Source organism: Arthrobacter sp. R3-55, from assembly GCF_054161505.1.
In genome coordinates this window covers 353,122-369,143 of record NZ_CP096423.1, presented here as the reverse complement: position 1 = coordinate 369,143, position 16,022 = coordinate 353,122, and the positions used below count along the sequence as shown (strand labels likewise).

The 16,022-nt window shown below is 62.8% G+C and carries 18 protein-coding genes; 8 read left to right on the top strand and 10 right to left on the bottom strand.

Annotated elements, in window-relative coordinates:
* Window positions 1-68: 68 nt before the first annotated feature.
* The 4 genes from M1D51_RS01840 (at window position 69) to M1D51_RS01825 (ending at window position 4,547) form a co-directional block, all read left to right on the top strand.
* Window positions 69-977, top strand: coding sequence for a fumarylacetoacetate hydrolase family protein (locus M1D51_RS01840; protein WP_458108310.1), 909 nt, complete (start codon window positions 69-71; stop codon window positions 975-977).
* A 7-nt stretch (window positions 978-984) separates the two neighbouring features.
* Window positions 985-1,746: an SDR family NAD(P)-dependent oxidoreductase gene (locus M1D51_RS01835; protein WP_172322487.1), complete on the top strand. Its 762-nt coding sequence runs from the start codon at window positions 985-987 to the stop codon at window positions 1,744-1,746.
* Between the two features lie 107 nt (window positions 1,747-1,853).
* On the top strand, window positions 1,854-3,185 hold the full coding sequence (locus M1D51_RS01830) for an ATP-binding protein (RefSeq protein WP_458108309.1): 1,332 nt from the start codon (window positions 1,854-1,856) through the stop codon (window positions 3,183-3,185).
* 117 nt (window positions 3,186-3,302) lie between these two features.
* Window positions 3,303-4,547, top strand: coding sequence for a low temperature requirement protein A (locus M1D51_RS01825; protein ID WP_458108308.1), 1,245 nt, complete (start codon window positions 3,303-3,305; stop codon window positions 4,545-4,547).
* 172 nt (window positions 4,548-4,719) lie between these two features.
* Here the strand turns inward: M1D51_RS01825 and M1D51_RS01820 are convergent, their stop codons facing one another.
* A complete protein-coding gene (locus M1D51_RS01820) occupies window positions 4,720-5,256 on the bottom strand; it encodes a phosphohydrolase (RefSeq protein WP_172326396.1) in 537 nt (178 codons plus the stop codon).
* Between the two features lie 101 nt (window positions 5,257-5,357).
* Window positions 5,358-6,149, bottom strand: coding sequence for an SDR family NAD(P)-dependent oxidoreductase (locus tag M1D51_RS01815; RefSeq protein WP_458108307.1), 792 nt, complete (start codon window positions 6,147-6,149; stop codon window positions 5,358-5,360).
* A gap of 103 nt (window positions 6,150-6,252) precedes the next feature.
* On the opposite strand from M1D51_RS01815, the gene M1D51_RS01810 reads away from it, so the two are divergent.
* Entirely contained in the window at window positions 6,253-6,864 is a 612-nt protein-coding gene (locus tag M1D51_RS01810) for a TetR/AcrR family transcriptional regulator (protein ID WP_458108306.1), read from the top strand.
* On the opposite strand, the gene M1D51_RS01805 is transcribed toward M1D51_RS01810, so the two are convergent.
* On the bottom strand, window positions 6,861-7,979 hold the full coding sequence (locus M1D51_RS01805) for a serine hydrolase domain-containing protein (protein WP_458108305.1): 1,119 nt from the start codon (window positions 7,977-7,979) through the stop codon (window positions 6,861-6,863). The two genes, M1D51_RS01810 and M1D51_RS01805, sit on opposite strands and share 4 nt — an antisense overlap.
* 25 nt (window positions 7,980-8,004) lie before the next feature.
* A complete protein-coding gene (gene gluQRS, locus M1D51_RS01800; protein ID WP_458108304.1) occupies window positions 8,005-8,892 on the bottom strand; it encodes a tRNA glutamyl-Q(34) synthetase GluQRS in 888 nt (295 codons plus the stop codon).
* 354 nt (window positions 8,893-9,246) lie between these two features.
* Here gluQRS and M1D51_RS01795 point away from each other — a divergent pair, with 354 nt between their 5' ends.
* The gene (locus M1D51_RS01795) at window positions 9,247-9,705 is read left to right on the top strand and encodes an Lrp/AsnC family transcriptional regulator (RefSeq protein ID WP_024818488.1); all 459 of its coding nucleotides are present in this window, start codon (window positions 9,247-9,249) and stop codon (window positions 9,703-9,705) included.
* Between the two features lie 3 nt (window positions 9,706-9,708).
* On the opposite strand, the gene M1D51_RS01790 is transcribed toward M1D51_RS01795, so the two are convergent.
* Window positions 9,709-10,164, bottom strand: a complete 456-nt coding sequence (locus tag M1D51_RS01790; RefSeq protein WP_091463568.1) for an Lrp/AsnC family transcriptional regulator — start codon at window positions 10,162-10,164, stop codon at window positions 9,709-9,711.
* 103 nt (window positions 10,165-10,267) lie between these two features.
* Here M1D51_RS01790 and M1D51_RS01785 point away from each other — a divergent pair, with 103 nt between their 5' ends.
* The gene (locus M1D51_RS01785) at window positions 10,268-10,924 is read left to right on the top strand and encodes a LysE family translocator (protein ID WP_458108303.1); all 657 of its coding nucleotides are present in this window, start codon (window positions 10,268-10,270) and stop codon (window positions 10,922-10,924) included.
* Window positions 10,925-10,966: 42 nt separating this feature from the next.
* Here the strand turns inward: M1D51_RS01785 and M1D51_RS01780 are convergent, their stop codons facing one another.
* The 3 genes from M1D51_RS01780 to M1D51_RS01770 all read right to left on the bottom strand — a co-directional run bounded on the left by M1D51_RS01780 (window position 10,967) and on the right by M1D51_RS01770 (window position 12,906).
* Window positions 10,967-11,434 (bottom strand): SRPBCC family protein, encoded by a 468-nt coding sequence (locus tag M1D51_RS01780; RefSeq protein ID WP_458108302.1) that lies wholly within the window; start codon window positions 11,432-11,434, stop codon window positions 10,967-10,969.
* Entirely contained in the window at window positions 11,431-11,826 is a 396-nt protein-coding gene (locus tag M1D51_RS01775) for an ArsR/SmtB family transcription factor (RefSeq protein ID WP_172324204.1), read from the bottom strand. The genes M1D51_RS01780 and M1D51_RS01775 overlap by 4 nt, the downstream gene beginning before the upstream one ends.
* A gap of 108 nt (window positions 11,827-11,934) precedes the next feature.
* Entirely contained in the window at window positions 11,935-12,906 is a 972-nt protein-coding gene (locus M1D51_RS01770; protein WP_172324203.1) for a hypothetical protein, read from the bottom strand.
* Window positions 12,907-13,060: 154 nt separating this feature from the next.
* Between M1D51_RS01770 and M1D51_RS01765 the strand changes: the two genes are divergently transcribed.
* Window positions 13,061-13,540, top strand: coding sequence for a DUF4383 domain-containing protein (locus M1D51_RS01765; protein ID WP_172324202.1), 480 nt, complete (start codon window positions 13,061-13,063; stop codon window positions 13,538-13,540).
* A gap of 100 nt (window positions 13,541-13,640) precedes the next feature.
* On the opposite strand, the gene M1D51_RS01760 is transcribed toward M1D51_RS01765, so the two are convergent.
* Both M1D51_RS01760 and M1D51_RS01755 read right to left on the bottom strand, forming a co-directional pair.
* Window positions 13,641-14,456: an IclR family transcriptional regulator gene (locus M1D51_RS01760; RefSeq protein ID WP_172324201.1), complete on the bottom strand. Its 816-nt coding sequence runs from the start codon at window positions 14,454-14,456 to the stop codon at window positions 13,641-13,643.
* 92 nt (window positions 14,457-14,548) lie between these two features.
* Window positions 14,549-15,805, bottom strand: a complete 1,257-nt coding sequence (locus tag M1D51_RS01755) for an aminopeptidase P family protein (protein WP_458108301.1) — start codon at window positions 15,803-15,805, stop codon at window positions 14,549-14,551.
* Window positions 15,806-16,022: the final 217 nt, after the last annotated feature.

The window sequence follows — 16,022 nt, the reverse complement described above, 5'->3', positions numbered from 1 at the left end:
CATTTCCGTATTATGGGGGAAAACACCACACTAGAGCTCGGATGTTAGTCCCGAACACGGAGGAAGCCATGACCTTGAAATTCGCCAGGCTGGGAACGGCCGGAAACGAGCAACCGGCCGTCATCGCCCAAGACGCTCACGGTGCTGAAAAGTACTTCAGCCTCACGCCCTTGACGCAGGACATCGACGGCGGTTTCCTCGCCTCGGATGGCATCGAACGCACCCGCGAAGCCCTGAACAGCGGAGAACTTCCCGAAATCTCCCCCGAGGGCCTGCGCATCGGCGCGCCGGTTGCCCGACCCGGCGCAGTAGTAGCCATCGGCCTCAACTACACCGCCCACGCCGCCGAATCGGGTGCGACGCCGCCCGAGGTTCCCGTGGTCTTCCTCAAGCCCACCAACACGATTGCCGGACCTTTCGACGCCGCACCCATCCCGCCGTCGTCGGAAAAGTACGACTGGGAAGTGGAACTGGCGATCGTGATCGGCAAGGAAGCGTCATACCTTTCGTCCGTTTCCGAAGCCAAAGCGTGCATTGCCGGTTATGCCGTGGCCAACGACCTCTCCGAGCGCGACTACCAGATTCCCGGTGCTGCGGGACAGTGGACCAAGGGCAAATCCCTCCCCGGTTCCACCCCCCTGGGCCCATGGCTCATTCCGGCCTCGGACATCGATGCCGGCAACCTCCGCCTGCAGACGTTGGTCAACGGCGAGGGCCGGCAAGACTCCAGTACCTCGGACATGATCTTCGAACCCGCCACGATCGTCCACCACCTCAGCCAGTACATGGTCCTGGAACCGGGCGATGTGATCATCACGGGCACGCCCGAAGGCGTGGCATTGTCCGGCAGATTCCCCTTTATCCAGCCCGGCGATGTGGTGGAGTTGGAGATCGAAGGACTGGGACGCCAGCGCCAGGAGTACTTCCGGGCCCAAGCCGCTTCGCCAATCACCGCTCCTGACCGCGTCAGCGCCTGAGGTGATCATGGCATCCTCAGCGGGCAACGACTTTGAGGGCCTCGCGGCACTCGTGACCGGCGGCGCCTCCGGCATTGGGGCGGCTATCGCGGACCGTCTCGCTGCCGGAGGTGCGCAGGTCGCTGTGCTGGACCTCTCCCCCGAAAACAGCCCGCACTTTGGTGTCCAGTGCGATGTGGCTGATGACGCGTCGGTGCGTGCCGCCGTCGAGCATGTTGTGCAGCAGTTCGGACGACTGGACATCGTCATCAACAACGCGGGCATCGGTGCGCAGGGCGATATCTCGGCGAACGACGACGACGAGTGGTTGCGCGTCCTCAACGTCAACGTGGTGGGCATCGCCCGTGTCAGCCGCGCGGCGCTGCCGTATTTGCGCGAGTCTCCGGCGGCCGCGATCGTGAACACCTGTTCCATCGCGGCGACCGCGGGACTGCCGCAACGTGCCCTGTACTCGGCGTCAAAGGGTGCGGTCCTGTCCCTCACGCTGGCCATGGCCGCCGATCATATCCGCGAGGGGATCCGGGTCAACTGCGTGAATCCGGGCACCGCTGATACTCCCTGGGTAGGACGATTGCTGGATTCCGCCACCGACCCCGCCGCCGAGCGGGCAGCCCTGAACGCCCGGCAACCCCACGGCCGGCTGGTCGAGGCTGCCGAGGTGGCCGGGGCTGTTGCATACCTTGCAAGCCCCCTGTCCGGTTCGACGTCGGGAACCTCACTGGCTGTGGACGGCGGCATGCAGGGTCTGCGGCTCCGCCCGGTTCAATAGGGTTTTCGTAACGCAACTGGCCCGCAACCTCCTGCAGCAGTGCTTCGCCTATGCTCAACTCCAAGAGATCAACGGCGACTCATTTAGCAGACTCAGGAGATACAGCCATGAGCAATTGGCGCATCAGGGACTTCCACTCGTCCGATTTGGACGGCATCCTGCACCTCTGGGAGTCCCTCAAAGCCGACGGCGTGGAGCCGGTCTACGCGCTGTCCGAGGTCCTGGCGTCCTGCGAGAAGGACCACGCCGTGGTGGCAGTCCAAGGCGAGCAAGTGGTGGGTGCCGCCGTGGGGCGTGCCGCACACGATCAAGGCTGGATCGTGTTCCTGGCAACGTTGACCGAGTTCCGTGGCCGCGGCATCGGCACCTCGCTGCTGTCCGCCGTCGAGAACCGCATGGCCCCGCACGGCCTCAACAAACTCTCCGCACTGATGCCCGAGACCGAAACCCGCGTCGAAGCGTTCCTGGGGCGCGGCTTCGTGGTGAAGAAGAACCTGCGCTATTTCGAGCGGACCATCCCGGTGCAGCGGCAGGAACTAGGCGCTTTGGGACTCCTTGGCGGGCGTATTCTGGCCCGGGACCTGTGGGAGAACGTGGCTGGCATGCGCCGCGAAAAGGAGTTGCTGGAACGCCGGCTCGTTTTGCCCTTGGCCGAGGCCGACCTCGCCGACGAATACGGCGTGGTGCCGCCGCGCGCCGTCGTGCTTTTTGGTCCTCCAGGCACCGGTAAGACAACCTTCGCCAAGGCCATCGCTTCCCGCCTCGAATGGCCGTTCGTGGAGGTCTTCCCGTCCCGCTTGGCCTCTGATCCCAAGGGCCTGGCCGGAGCGTTGCGCGAGACGTTCCTGGAAATTGCCGAGCTGGAACACGCCGTGGTGTTCATCGACGAGGTGGAGGAAATCGCGTCGCAGCGCGCCGGTGATCCGCCGTCGCCGTTGCAGGGCGTCACCAACGAACTCCTCAAGATCATTCCGGCCTTCCGCGAACAACCCGGCCGGCTGCTGGTCTGCGCCACCAACTTCATCCGCGCCCTGGACACCGCATTCCTGCGCCACGGCAGGTTCGACTACGTCATCCCCATCGGGCTCCCGGATGTCCACGCCCGCGAAGCGATGTGGCAGCGGTTCATCCCCGCCAGTGTGGTGGACTCGGTGGACATCGCCCAGCTGGTGGAACGGACCGAGGGCTTCTCACCCGCCGACATCGAGTTTGCCGCCCGCAGTGCCTCCCAGCGCGCCCTGGAAAAAGCAGTGTACGACGACGGTGCTGCTTCGGGCGGTTCAGCCGGCGCTGCGTCCGGGGTTGGGGCTGGGGCCAACGGGCGCAAGGGACCCGTGACGCAGGACTACCTCGATGCGATCCGGGAGACCCGGACCACCGTCAGCGCCGAGGTGCATCAGGACTTCCTGGAAGACATCGACGTCCTGGGGCGCGTGTAGGGGCTGCTTCTCCTCGAGATCGCCGGAACGCTGCGGGGTCGCCGGAAGGTTCCGGGGGGTCTCGACGCATTCCGGCGATCTCGGCGCAGAGGCAAGGGCAGCGGTAATCTTTGAGCCATGTCCTCGAATCCCCTCCGCCATGCACTTTCCCGCATGGGCGGCCGCGATCCCCATGAAAAGCACCGCACAGCAACTCCGCTGGAGCTCTTCTTCGACCTGACCTTCGTCATCGCTTTCGGTGTAGCCGGCAACCAGTTCGCCCATGCCGTGGCGGAAGCGCACTTCTGGCCCGGGCTCCTCGCCTTCTCCTTCGCCATGTTTGCCGTGATCTGGGCCTGGATCAACTTCACGTGGTTCGCCAGCGCCTATGACACCGACGATTGGGTGTTCAGGGTGGTCACCATGATCCAGATGGTGGGCGTCCTCATCCTGGCCATGGGTGTCGAGCCGGTGTTCCACTCGATCATCGAGGGCAAGCACGTAGACAACTTCACCATGGTCCTGGGCTACATCGTGATGCGGGTGGCCCTGATCTTCCAGTGGCTGCGTGCAGCCCGCCAGGATCCCGAACGCCGGGAAACGTGTTTGCGCTACGCAAAGTACGTGGCGATCGTCCAGGTGGGGTGGGTTGTGGTGCTCCTGGTTGATGCAAGCGTCCTCACCACGTTCCTCATGGCAGCTCCACTGTTCGTCATGGAAATGGCGGCCCCTTACTTCGCAGAACGGAACATCCGAACCCCGTGGCATGCGCATCACATCGCGGAAAGGTACGGACTCCTGGCCATCATTGCCTTGGGTGAATGCTTGATTGGCGCCATTGAAACCCTGCGTGCCATTGTGGCCACGCACCAATGGTCCATGGATGCAGCCTTGGTTGGATTGAGCGGGACAGGGCTGGCCTTCGCAATGTGGTGGATCTACTTCATCCTGCCCTCAGGCCCGGCACTGCACGTCCAACGGCACCGTTCATGGGTGTTCGGCTACGGGCACATGCCGGTCTTCGCAGCCATTGCCGCCACAGGTGCCGGACTGCATGTTGCCGCCTATTTCATTGATCACGAAACCCATATTCCCGCAGCCGCCGCGGTGGCCTCCATCGCCATTCCCATCATTCTGTTCAAAGTCTCGCTCAGCACGTTGTACGGGATCCTGCTCGGCATGGACCGGGAACACCTGTGGAGCTCCACACTGGTGGTGCTGGGTTTGGCGTCCAGTATTGCCCTGGCCGCAGCCGGGGCATCCGTGCCCATCTGCATGCTGGTCATGATGGTGGTTCTGGGCCTGTCCATTGCCTACGACGAACGACGCGGGCACAAGGGCCGGGCGGCGGCACTCCGACGCTTGGAAACCGCCGCGGGCTAGGCCACAACCAACCAACCCTCACGTTGCGGGGCCCGCAAAACACCCCAAAACCCACACCAAGCACGCAAAACAGGCCCCACAACCCACCAACCCTCACGTTGCGGGGCCCGCAAAACGCCCCAAAACCCACACCAAACACGCAGAACAGGCCCCACAACGGAGGGGGCAGGGGTCACTCGGGGGCGATCTCGTCCAATTCGCGGAGCAGGTAAGGGTTGATCCGCTCCAGGATCATCCGGACTTCTTCGCGGGGAACGGCCGTGTACAGCACGGGGCGGGCATCGGCATAGCGGGTGACCGGGGGCTTGTCCGGCCACTTTTCAGCAAGCGCTTTGACCCTCTCCGGCAGGGAATTGTGGGCATTGTCCGCGATCTTCACCAACGTGGCGTCGTGGTCCTCCGCAACGAAACGGATGCCGGCGTCGTAATCATCCGGGTCGTCGTGGAAGCGGCGGGTGACGCGCTCAATGATGTCCACCGCCCGCTCCGACACTCCCATTTCCAACAGGGCTTGCCTGGTGATGGGCGTGTCCTCGGCGATGTCGTGAAGGTAGCCGGCGATCCGGATGTCGTCGTCGAAGTCGGCGAGTGCGTCGCCAACAGCCAGGACATGCTCGCGGTACGGCCGCTTGAGCTTGTCCTTCTGCCGGTTGTGGGCCACCTCCGCCAAGACTTGGGCTGTTTCTACGGTGAAGCGTGGTTCGGTCATACTGGCCTCCGGGTTGGGCATGGGACCAACGGGGATTGGTCCCATGCTCAGGCTATCCGGTGTTCCGGATCCGTAAGCACCGGTGGCCGGACCTACCAGTACTACCAGTCCTGAACTGCCCGGGCAGCGATGGCGACGGTAACAGCCCTCGGCATACGCTGGGCGAACCCGGCGGTAACCCGGTTGACCCAGCCCGAAACCACGCTGCCGGGTGTGTCCTTGCGATCGAGTGCCTTGAGCGCAGTGCCGACCACCTGCTCAGGGGTCTGCATCTTGCCAACTGCCGCGGATTCACCACCGAGGACTTCAAAGAACTCAGTGCTCGTCGCACCGGGGCAAAGGGCCAGGACGCTGAGTCCAGAGTTCTTGGTTTCGTGGGCAACGGCTTCGGTGAAGCTCAGGACGAAGGCCTTGGTGGCGCCGTAAACGGCCATACCGGGGATGGGCTGGAACGCGGCAGTACTGGCCACGTTCACCAAGGAGCCCTTCCCGGAGGCGAGCAAACCGGGGAGGAATGCCCGGGTGATATCCACCAGGGAAGACACGTTCAGGGAGATCTCCGAGGCAATGGTCTCAGGGTCCTCCTCCACCAAAGGACCATGGGTTGCGAAACCTGCATTATTGATCAGCGTATCCACGGCGATACCGCGGCCGGTCAGTTCGTTGAAGAGCTCGCGTCCCGCCCCTGCCTGGCCCAGGTCCAAGGGCAACACGGTCACTGTGACACCGTGGCGGGAGCGCAGGTCCCGGGCCAACTCCTCCATGCGGTCCGCGCGCCTTGCCACCAAGACAAGATTGGAGCCTCGGGCAGCAAACTGTCCGGCGAATTCAGCGCCGAGGCCGGAACTGGCGCCCGTGATCAGAGCAGTAGTGCCTTGGTAAGTCATGGTCATGGCGGAATCCCATCGGTTGAGTCGGAGACTAATGTAGTCGCTGTCTACATGGTAGGCAGCGTCTACTTTGTTGTCAATGACTACATTGGCTTAGACTCTATCCATGACTGCCCAGCCGTACCACCATGGCAAACTTCGCGAGGCCCTCTTGGAACGCGCCAGGGAGACCATCGAAGAAGCCGGCGTGGACGGACTTTCCCTACGTCAACTGGCCCGGGATGTGAATGTCAGCCACGGCGCCCCAGCCAAGCACTTCCGTGACAAGCAGGCTTTGATTGACGCCGTGGCATTGGCTGGCTTTGAGTCAATGAATCGCCGCATCCAAGATGCCGCGCAATCCGGGCACGAACTCCGGGGCCGATTCGTGGGGATCGGCAAAGCCTACGTCGACTTTGCTGTTGAGCACCCCGCCCTGCTGACGGTGATGTACTCCACCAAACACCACCCCGATTCCAGTGATGAGCTCAGAAGCACTGGTGCACAAGGAATACACGTTGCCCGAGCCATGATCACCGAGGCGCAGGAGGCGGGCGTCCTGGCCGCAGGCGACCCCGAAACACTGGCCATGGTGTGCTTCGTAAGCCTTCACGGAACGGCCCTCCTGGCGGCCGGCGGGCACCTGGACGGGAATTCCGTGGAAGACGTCGTCACCGCCACCACAGATACCTTGTGGGCAGGAATGGCGGCAGGAGTCCCGGCAGCACAACAAAGCTAAACAGCGAGCCCCGCGATCACTTCCCGCACCGCCGAGCTCAACTGGAAGTTGCGGCACCCCACTCCCCCGGGCTCCGCCGTTTGTGGCACGTACCCAAAGCCGAGTTCATACACAGGGTCCGCGAACCCCAAAGATGCGCTGGCGCCGTCGTGCCCGAACGCGCGGTAACTGCCGAACGGCATCCGGGTGTGGGACTTCATGAAAACGGTGGCGAAGCAGCCGGTCTCACCAAAGACGCGGTCGATCCCGAAGATCTGTTCGGCGGACACCGTCCGGATGGTCTCTTCAGTCAGGAGGGGCATGGGATCCCCGGAGCCGGCCAAGCCCGTCAGCGCCGCAGCATAGATCCTCGCCATCCCCTCCGCACTGGCCACACCGGCAGCGGAACTCAGCCCCGCGGCCCGCACTTCCCGGATGTTGGGCAAGTCCAGGATGTCGCCCACGGCCGCATTGGCAGCCAGCCCAAAATGGCTGGCGGGATCCACCCACGGCCAGGAGGGATCCGCTGCCCAGCGGAACGGTGCGAAGCGGTCTTCTTCGGCCTCGGGCAGGCCCAGGTAAAAGTGGGCCCCGGTTACTGCACGGATGCGTTGCTCGAAAACATCCTGCAGCGTGGAACCGGTGATGCGTCGGCAGAGCTCTTCCATGAAGATGCCTATGGTCAGTGCGTGATATCCAAAAGCCGAGCCAGGTTTCCACAAGGGCGGCAGCCCGGCGAGTTTGGCCGCTGCAAGCCCGGAGTTGTTGACCTCGTTCAAGGTCAGGCCGCCTTCCACCCCCAGGAGCCCCGCCTGGTGCGATAAAAGCTGCGCCACGGTGATGGAGGATTTGCCCTCGACACCAAACTCCGGCCAATATTTGACCACCTCTGCGTCAAGATCCAGGGTGCCGTCTTGAACCAGCAACGCCATCACCAGGCCAGCCATGCCTTTGGAGCATGAGAAGACGCCGGTCACGGAGTCCGGCCGGATGTGCGGGCCCCCGCTAAGATCCAGAACCTTGACGCCACGATGGTAGGCCGCCACCTGCGCAGAATAGTCAGGATCCTGGGCGAGGAAACTACCGAAGAGCTCGGCGACGGGCTCGAAACCTGGGGCGATCAGCTGTGAATGCATCCAGCCAGCCTACGCGGTGGCTGGTTCAGGACCGGGGAGTTTTCCACACCCACGGCTCCGTGGGAAGGGTCCCGGGGTGGAAGTGCGGCAGCGCGTTATCCAAGGTTCCGGCCGGGAGTCCAAGCGACTCAAGGATCAGGTCACGCACACGTTCTGCAGGAATTCCGACGGCGGCGAGGTCGGCCAGCGTGACGGCACCGTCGCGCTTTGCCAGCCTGACGCCGTCGTGGTTCACCACCAAGGGAACATGGGCGTATTCCGGCAAAGGCAGCCCCAACAGCGTTGCCAAATATGCCTGCCTGGGGGTGGACGGGAGGAGGTCGTCGCCGCGCACCACCTGGTCAATTCCCTGGGCGGCATCGTCCACCACTACTGCCAGGTTGTAGGCGGTCACTCCGTCATTCCTGCGGAGCACAAAGTCGTCCACGACGCCCACATAATTACCCTGCAACTGGTCCTCAACAGCCCACTCGGAGACGTCGGTCCGCAGCCGGATGGAGGCGGGACGCGTCGCACGCCGAATCTCGATTTCAGCGTGGGAAAGCCGTCGGCATGTCCCCGGATAGGCGCCCTGCGGGGCATGAGGCGCGGAAGGGGCCTCCTGTATCTCCCGCCGCGTGCAGAAGCATTCATAGGTGCGGCCTTCAGCCGTCAGGCGGGCAATCGCTTGGTCATACAGTTCCGCACGCTCGGTCTGGCGCACGACGGCGGCGTCCCACCTGACGCCGACGGCCTGCAGATCGCGGAGCTGCTCCGCCTCAGCGCCGGAACGGGCGCGGTCCAGATCCTCGACCCTCAGCAGGAAGTCACGGCCGCTGGACTTCGCGAACAGCCACGCAAGAATGGCGGTTCGAAGATTGCCGATGTGCAATTCGCCGGAGGGGCTCGGGGCGAAACGGCCGGCAGAAGTCATGGTTCAAGCCTATGTGCCGGCGGCGGTAAACATCTCCAGAGAACACAAGAGCCCCTCAGCTACCGCAACGATCCGGTAGCTCAGGGGCTCTTGCTGTGGCGCCCGGATGAACGGGCGGGTGCGGAATGACAATGCTGTGAACAAGAGTCAATCAGCGGCTGCTTCCTTGCGGGAAACCTGTGCAGGGCTCCGGGTGGTGTTCCGGGTTCCTGTTGCCTGCGGGTTTTGGCGGTAGCCTCGTCCTGCTTCGTTGTCACCATTTCAGCAGGAGGCATACAGTTGGTGCAACGGACGTGATAATAGTTGGTCGATCTGACCAGTCTCATGCGAAAAACTCGACAGGAAGTGGTCACTTTGCAGGAACTCGACGCCACGGACCGGCGAATTCTGGCCGCCCTTGATGAAGATCCCCGCGTGCCCATCATGGTGCTGGCCCAAAAGCTGCACCTTGCACGCGGAACAGTTCAATCGCGCCTGGAGAGAATGACGGCGTCCGGTGCGCTCCGTCCCAACAGCAGCCGCGTCCTGCCCTCAGCCCTGGGACGCGGCGTCGCTGCCGCCGTCAGCGCCGAACTCGACCAGAGCCACTTGAACGAGGCGATCGCCGCCCTCCGGGAGATCCCTGAAGTCCTCGAATGCCATGCCCCCGCCGGTGATACCGACCTCATCATCAGGGTGGTGGCAAAAAGCCCGGACGATCTCTACCGGGTCTCCGAAGAGATCCGGCTGTGCCCGGGAATCGTCCGCACGTCCACCAGCATGTTCCTCCGCGAAGTCATTCCTTACCGGACAACGGGCCTGCTGGCGGAGTAGGCCCTAGACGGGTGGGCCGATGTTGGTCTTCAGGTTTTTCATTACCAGCGTGGATGTCAGGCGTTCCACCGCAGGAAGTGCCGCGAGTTCGTCGTCGTAGAAGCGCTGGTAGGCAGGCAGGTCCGCGGCGATGACCTTCAGCAGGTAGTCGGGAGAGCCGAACAGCCGCTGGGCCTCCACGATGTTGGGACTGGCTGTTACCCGCTCCTCAAACTCCGCCATGATGGTGCGCTCCACCTGCTTGAGCGTGACAAACACTATGGCCTCGAAGCCGAGCCCCACCGCGGCGGGATCGATGTCAGCCCTGTAGCCGCGGATCACTCCGGACGACTCCAGATCGCGGAGCCGCCGATGACATGGAGCCACCGTCAACCCCACCTTCGAAGCAAGCGCAGTGGCAGTCATCCGGCCGTCCTCTTTGAGGTGGCGCAAAATAGTTCTATCAATCCCGTCAATCACGCAAATATCTTACCCAAAAGGCCATCGGCTGGGCTAAAAACGGGAACACTTATGGCGCAGATTTCCCTAGAGTTTTCCTACCACCTAGCCCTGGAGAGAAAACGTGAACCCGCAGCTGTTCCTGGCCTTCATGGTCGTCGCCGTCAGCCTGGCCTGCACGCCCGGCGTCGACTGGGCGTACTCGATTTCGGCCGGCCTGCGGCAACGCAGCTTCGTCCCCGCAGTGGCAGGTCTTTGCAGTGGCTATGTCATTCACACTTTGCTGATGGTGGCAGGATTGGCAGCCCTCCTGGCCGGCGTTCCAGGGCTCCTGGGATGGCTGACCATAGCGGGAGCTGCCTACCTGCTGTGGCTCGGCGTCGCGACCCTCCGCTCGTGGCGAGGCGCGAGCTTTAGTGCGGAAGGCGGCGTCGTGCAGTCCGGAAACCAGCTCCGTACGTTCCTTCAGGGGATGGGCACCAGCGGCATCAACCCAAAGGGGCTGCTTTTCTTCGTTGCACTGGTGCCGCAGTTTGTCAGCCCCGAGGCAACACTGCCCGTGCCGATCCAGTCGGGCTTGCTGGGCCTGACGTTCGTGATCCTCGCCGGCGTGATCTACACGGCCGTGGCATTGACCTCCAGGAAGCTGCTGGCTTCCCGGCCGGGCGCCGCGCGTGTTGTGACCTTGGTCAGCGGAATCATCATGATCGGGCTGGGGACAGTGTTGCTGTCGGAACAGCTTCTCCCCCTGCTGCCTCAGATTCTGGCGGCCGGCCACTAGGCGGCTACGCGCTCAGCAGCTAGGCGGCAGGGCGTCAGGCAGCTACGCGCTCAGCAGCTCGTCAAGGCGCTCGTATCCTTCGATCACGCCGTAGTCCATCCCGGTCGCCAGGGCCATGTCGCGTGCTTCAACCGAGGGGTAGACCTCGTGCGCCGACATCCGGGTCCGCCCATCGATCTCCTCGAAGGTTGTGGTGCTGATGACCACTTGGTTGGGCGCGCCCTCGAACTCGATGGTCTGGATGATCAAGGCATCCGGCTCAACCGTGTGGAAGACCCCGCGGAAGCCGTACATTCCGTTGTCGTCGCCGCTTTCATAGCGCCAGCTGCCGCCTGTGGTTGCGTTGTACTCGGTGATTTTCGTCTGCGTGCTACGCGGGCCCAGCCACTTGGCCAAGAGGTCCGGGTCTACGTGGGCCTTGAAGACGGCACTGACCGGGGCATCGAATTCGCGGACTGTGTCAACGAACGGGACGCCACTATCAGCGGTGATTGTTGTTGGGTTGCTCATCTCAGTTCCTCTTTCTTCTTTGCTGTGTTCTCTTGTTCCGGGTTCTCTTGTTCCGGGTGGGAGGCGGCGGCATTTTGCGAAGCGCCCAGCAGCTCGTCCAACTGCCGGAAACGGGACTCGGCCAGCAGCCGATACTGGTCGATCCAAGCCGTCAGCCGCTCCAAAGCTGCCGCATCCAAGTGGACCGGCCTGCGCTGTGCGTCGCGCGAGCGGGTGACCAATCCTGCATGCTCCAGGACCTGTATGTGTTTGGAAACCGCCTGCTTGGTGATGGCGAATGGCTCCGCGAGCTCGTTGACGGTGGCGTCCCCTCGGGAGAGCCGGGCCACCATGGCCCGCCTCACCGGATCAGCCAAGGCCATGAAGGCCCTGTCGAGAGCATCTTGTTCCATTCCGTATTGCACCCTTCTCATCACCCAACGGTTAATCAACCTTCCGGTTGATCAACCGTTGGGTTGATTAAGACACTACGCCTGTCCCGCTTAACGCACAAGGGTGTTTTATTCGCCGCCCAACTGCCTGAAGTCGTTCTCCCACAGGCGACGCATCTCCGCGTCCTTGCGGATAACTTCCAAGGTCTCCAGCTCTGCCGGCGGAGCAGGACGCTTGGACCGCGGAGTCAGGGTACGGCGTCCTTGATCCAGTGCCAGGAGTGCCCGGTCAGTCAAGGCGTCGTTCTTTAGCGCCAGATTGGTCTTCCGACGACGCAGGACCTCCTTCAAAGCCACCTGCGCGGACTCGAAGTCGCCCCTGGCCCGCTGCGACCGCGCGCGGATCAACAACAGCGCCGCCGAGAGGTCGTCGGTATTCAACAGGCCTTCGGTCCAGAGCACCACGTCGCGGTGGCGTTCCAACGAATACGCCGCCGTGCAGCGCGCCAACGCAGAAGGCAACGACGGCGGCAAAGTCACCACCGCTTCCAAGGCGGCCTCGGTCATCCCCATTTCCCGGAGGCAATGGGCCAGCGCCAGGAACACTGATTCCTCGCTGAAAAGGACTGGAACCTCCACGCGCTCGGCCACCTCGACTTTGGTGACCACCTGCCCCAGGTACGTGGCCGAGAACAGGCTGGCGTCGTCGTCGATCCTTGTTGTTAAACCGCGCTGCAGCAACTCCGAAGCCCTCAAGAAACCGCCGTGCTTGTACGCGAGCAGTCCCGCCATCACGTGGCATAAGCCCGCCCATCCCGGATTCATGCGGCCGAAAGCTAGAAGCCGATCCGGTTCCGTGGACGTGAACACGGCGTCGTGCATTGCCTTGGCCGTTTTGGAGGACAACATCCTCAGCCGCGGGATGTTACCCACCACGGATAACCTCGCATGGTCACGGCCGCTGAGGACGCCGGACAGGACATCGTTGACGCCGTCGGCCAAGCCACGGACCGGGGTGCGGACGTAGCCCTCGCGGAAAGGCGTGAGATCGCGGGTGTCGTGGAATATCGTGTGCACACGTCCGTTGGGAGCTTGGCTCATAAATCCATGCTAACCGCCGCTGAACAGGCCCTATCCCCTGCTATCGGAGGCGTTTGAGGAGTATTATGGCGGCGTCGGCAAGGTTTTGCGACACCCCTTGCCGCACGCGGCTCTCCATGAGAAGAGCCGGCAACCGCGTGAAAAGGGAGGACTGATGACCACCGCTTCGCACCCCGCCGAACACCACCACATGATGGGGTTGACGCTTCGCAACACCGCCATGGGCGTTGGCATTGTATTTCTGCTGGTAGGCATCCTGGGCTTCATCCCGGGAATCACCACCAATTTCGGCGCCATGACCTTTGCGGGACATGAATCCGGCGCCATGCTGCTTGGAATCTTCCAAGTGTCCGTACTCCACAACATCGTTCACCTGCTGTTTGGCGTGGCCGGCTTGGCCATGGCAAGGAACGCACGCATGGCCCGCATGTTCCTCCTGGGCGGCGGCGCCGTGTACATCGTTCTTTGGATCTATGGCCTGGTCATCAACCAGGGAACAGCTGCCAACTTTGTCCCGTTCAACACGGCCGACAACTGGCTGCACCTGATCCTCGGCATTGTCATGATCGGGCTTGGCGCCTGGCTGGGCAGGGATGCCATGGACGAGCCACGGACGGCCCGAAGGAACATGTAACCTTCACGTACGTCATGTGAACAACGACGGCGGCCACCCCCTTTCGCGGGACGGTCGCCGTTTTTTGTGCCTAATAAGCGCTCGACGGCGGGTACCCGGCTTAGCGCGGGGCGCGCCCACCCAGCCTCGTTGTGACCTTTGCTGCTGCTGCTGAACAGGCTTCACCGAGGCTGTCCAAGGTGTCCTGGGAAACCCGGAACTTGGGAGCCGGAATCAGGACCGAGGCCACAATGTCGCCACGATGGTCATAAACGGGTGATGCCACTCCGACTTCTTCAATGGAAGTCTCCCCAAAGTTAACTGCCCAGCCGCGCTCCACGGATTCCTCAACCCTCGCCAGGTACGCCTCAATGGCATCCCCGTCCAGGCCGGGAAGGGTGATCGACCCGCTGCGCAGGAGCTGCCGCACACGATCCTTGTCCTCCGCGCCGAGGAACACCTGCACCGACGAGCTCAGGGCCTCGTTGTAGCGGGCACCCAACGGAGCAAGGTGTTTGACCTGATGGCGGCTGGGGATCTGTTCCACGCACATCGACTCGTTGCCATTCCACACCATGAGGGCGCTCGTCTCCCCCGTGCGTTCTGTCAGTTCGCGCAGCACGGGGTAGGCCACGCGGCGCTCTTCGAGTTCCGCCAGGAGGGGGCCTGCCATGGCGATCATCCCCAGCCCCAAGCGGAACCTGCGCGAATCGACGTCGCGCTCTACCAGGTTTTCCTGTTCCAGCGTCGCCAGGATGCGCGAAACGGTGCTCTTGTGCAGGCCAATACGGCCGGCGATTTCGGTGACTCCCAGGAGCGGTTCGTCGGCGGTGAAGCTCCTCAGCACCGCGATGGCGTTGACGATTACGGAGGTGTTTTTGCTGTCACCAGTGCTGTTGCTGTTCTCAGGAGTGTCGCTGGATTCAGTGGGAGTCATGGGTTCACTATATTTCGCTGGAGATATTCCGACGGCGGCCGCCCCACCGGGTTCGGCCGGTGGACACCACGCTGTGTCCACCGGCCGGGTCATTAGGCTCCGATGATGTTGTACTCGGGACCGAACGGGAACTTGGTGATGTTCTCCGCACCGTCCTCGCCCACCACCAGGATGTCGTGCTCACGGTAGCCGCCGGCACCCGGCTGGCCGTCCAGCACGGTGATCATCGGTTCCATGGAAACCACCATGCCCGGTTCCAGGACGGTGTCGATGTCCTCGCGCAGTTCCAATCCAGCTTCACGGCCGTAGTAGTGGCTCAGCACGCCGAACGAGTGACCGTAGCCGAACGTCCGGTTGGCCAGGAGCCCGTGGCTGACGTAGATCTCGTTGAGCTCTGCGGCGATGTCCTTGCAGACGGCACCGGGCTTGATCAGTTCAAGGCCGCGCTTATGTACCTCCACGTTGATGTTCCACAGCTCCAGGGAACGGGCGTCCGGTTCGCCGTAGAACAGGGTCCGTTCCAATGCGGTGTAGTAGCCGCTGGTCATGGGGAAGCAGTTCAGCGACAGGATGTCGTGTTCCTGGATTTTGCGCGTGGTGGCCCAGTTGTGGGCGCCGTCGGTGTTGATGCCGGACTGGAACCATACCCAGGTATCGCGGATTTCCGAGTCCGGGAATGTGCGTGCGATCTCGTGGACCATGGCTTCGGTGCCGATCAACGCGACCTCGTACTCGGTGATGCCGGCTGTGATGGCGTTGCGGATGGCCTCGCCGCCGAGGTCGCCAATGCGGGCGCCGTGCTTGATGACCGCGATTTCCTCGTCCGACTTGATCATGCGCTGACGCATCGCAGCCTGCGCCACATCCACCAACGTTGCTCCGGAGAAGGCGGCTTGGATCTTGTTGCGGTTGTCCAAAGGCAGCGAGTCATCTTCGACGCCGATGCGGCGCGGGTTGATCCCGCGGGTGCGCAGGACTTCCTGGATGGCGTGGATGTAGTTGTCCCGGCGCCAGTCCGTGTACACCAGGTTCTCGCCGTAGCTACGGCGCCAAGGCATTCCGGCGTCGATATTTGCCGTAATGGTGACCGTGTCATCCTTAGTGACCACCATGCCGTAGGAGCGGCCGAAGTAGGTGAAGAGGAAGTCGGAGTAGTACTTGATGGAGTGGTAGCTGGTGAGGACCACGGCGTCGAGGTCCTTCTCGGCCATGATGCTGCGCAGGCCGCCGAGGCGGCGTTCAAACTCAGCGTCGGAGAAGGTCAGCGAGACTTTTTCGCCATTGTTGAGGACTTTGGTGCGCTCGAGCTTGGCCACATCGTTGACGGCCTCGTTCTGAGTGATGGTCATGGTGGTTCCTTTCAATGGGTGGGAAACTATGGCGGCCGCTGGCGGTCATGACGATCAAGATGGCGGCCATGAACGGTGCGCTGCCATGGAGGATTCATGGTCAGGTGTCCAACAAGGTAAGAGTGGTTGCGCTCAACGCAACGCTGTTGCACCAGACTATGTGCGGGAGTGGTGGCGGTCAAGGGTAATCCTGAATGTGTTTTCCCTGCCCAGTGGT

What these genes read in the sequence shown, in the direction of transcription:
- M1D51_RS01840 (WP_458108310.1), top strand. Translation starts at nt 69, where the DNA reads ATGACCTTGAAATTCGCCAGGCTGGGAACGGCCGGAAACGAGCAACCG.
- M1D51_RS01835 (WP_172322487.1), top strand. Translation starts at nt 985, where the DNA reads ATGGCATCCTCAGCGGGCAACGACTTTGAGGGCCTCGCGGCACTCGTG.
- M1D51_RS01830 (WP_458108309.1), top strand. Translation starts at nt 1,854, where the DNA reads ATGAGCAATTGGCGCATCAGGGACTTCCACTCGTCCGATTTGGACGGC.
- M1D51_RS01825 (WP_458108308.1), top strand. Translation starts at nt 3,303, where the DNA reads ATGTCCTCGAATCCCCTCCGCCATGCACTTTCCCGCATGGGCGGCCGC.
- M1D51_RS01820 (WP_172326396.1), bottom strand. Translation starts at nt 5,256, where the DNA reads ATGACCGAACCACGCTTCACCGTAGAAACAGCCCAAGTCTTGGCGGAG.
- M1D51_RS01815 (WP_458108307.1), bottom strand. Translation starts at nt 6,149, where the DNA reads ATGACCATGACTTACCAAGGCACTACTGCTCTGATCACGGGCGCCAGT.
- M1D51_RS01810 (WP_458108306.1), top strand. Translation starts at nt 6,253, where the DNA reads ATGACTGCCCAGCCGTACCACCATGGCAAACTTCGCGAGGCCCTCTTG.
- M1D51_RS01805 (WP_458108305.1), bottom strand. Translation starts at nt 7,979, where the DNA reads ATGCATTCACAGCTGATCGCCCCAGGTTTCGAGCCCGTCGCCGAGCTC.
- gluQRS (WP_458108304.1), bottom strand. Translation starts at nt 8,892, where the DNA reads ATGACTTCTGCCGGCCGTTTCGCCCCGAGCCCCTCCGGCGAATTGCAC.
- M1D51_RS01780 (WP_458108302.1), bottom strand. Translation starts at nt 11,434, where the DNA reads ATGAGCAACCCAACAACAATCACCGCTGATAGTGGCGTCCCGTTCGTT.
- M1D51_RS01775 (WP_172324204.1), bottom strand. Translation starts at nt 11,826, where the DNA reads ATGGAACAAGATGCTCTCGACAGGGCCTTCATGGCCTTGGCTGATCCG.
- M1D51_RS01770 (WP_172324203.1), bottom strand. Translation starts at nt 12,906, where the DNA reads ATGAGCCAAGCTCCCAACGGACGTGTGCACACGATATTCCACGACACC.
- M1D51_RS01765 (WP_172324202.1), top strand. Translation starts at nt 13,061, where the DNA reads ATGACCACCGCTTCGCACCCCGCCGAACACCACCACATGATGGGGTTG.
- M1D51_RS01760 (WP_172324201.1), bottom strand. Translation starts at nt 14,456, where the DNA reads ATGACTCCCACTGAATCCAGCGACACTCCTGAGAACAGCAACAGCACT.
- M1D51_RS01755 (WP_458108301.1), bottom strand. Translation starts at nt 15,805, where the DNA reads ATGACCATCACTCAGAACGAGGCCGTCAACGATGTGGCCAAGCTCGAG.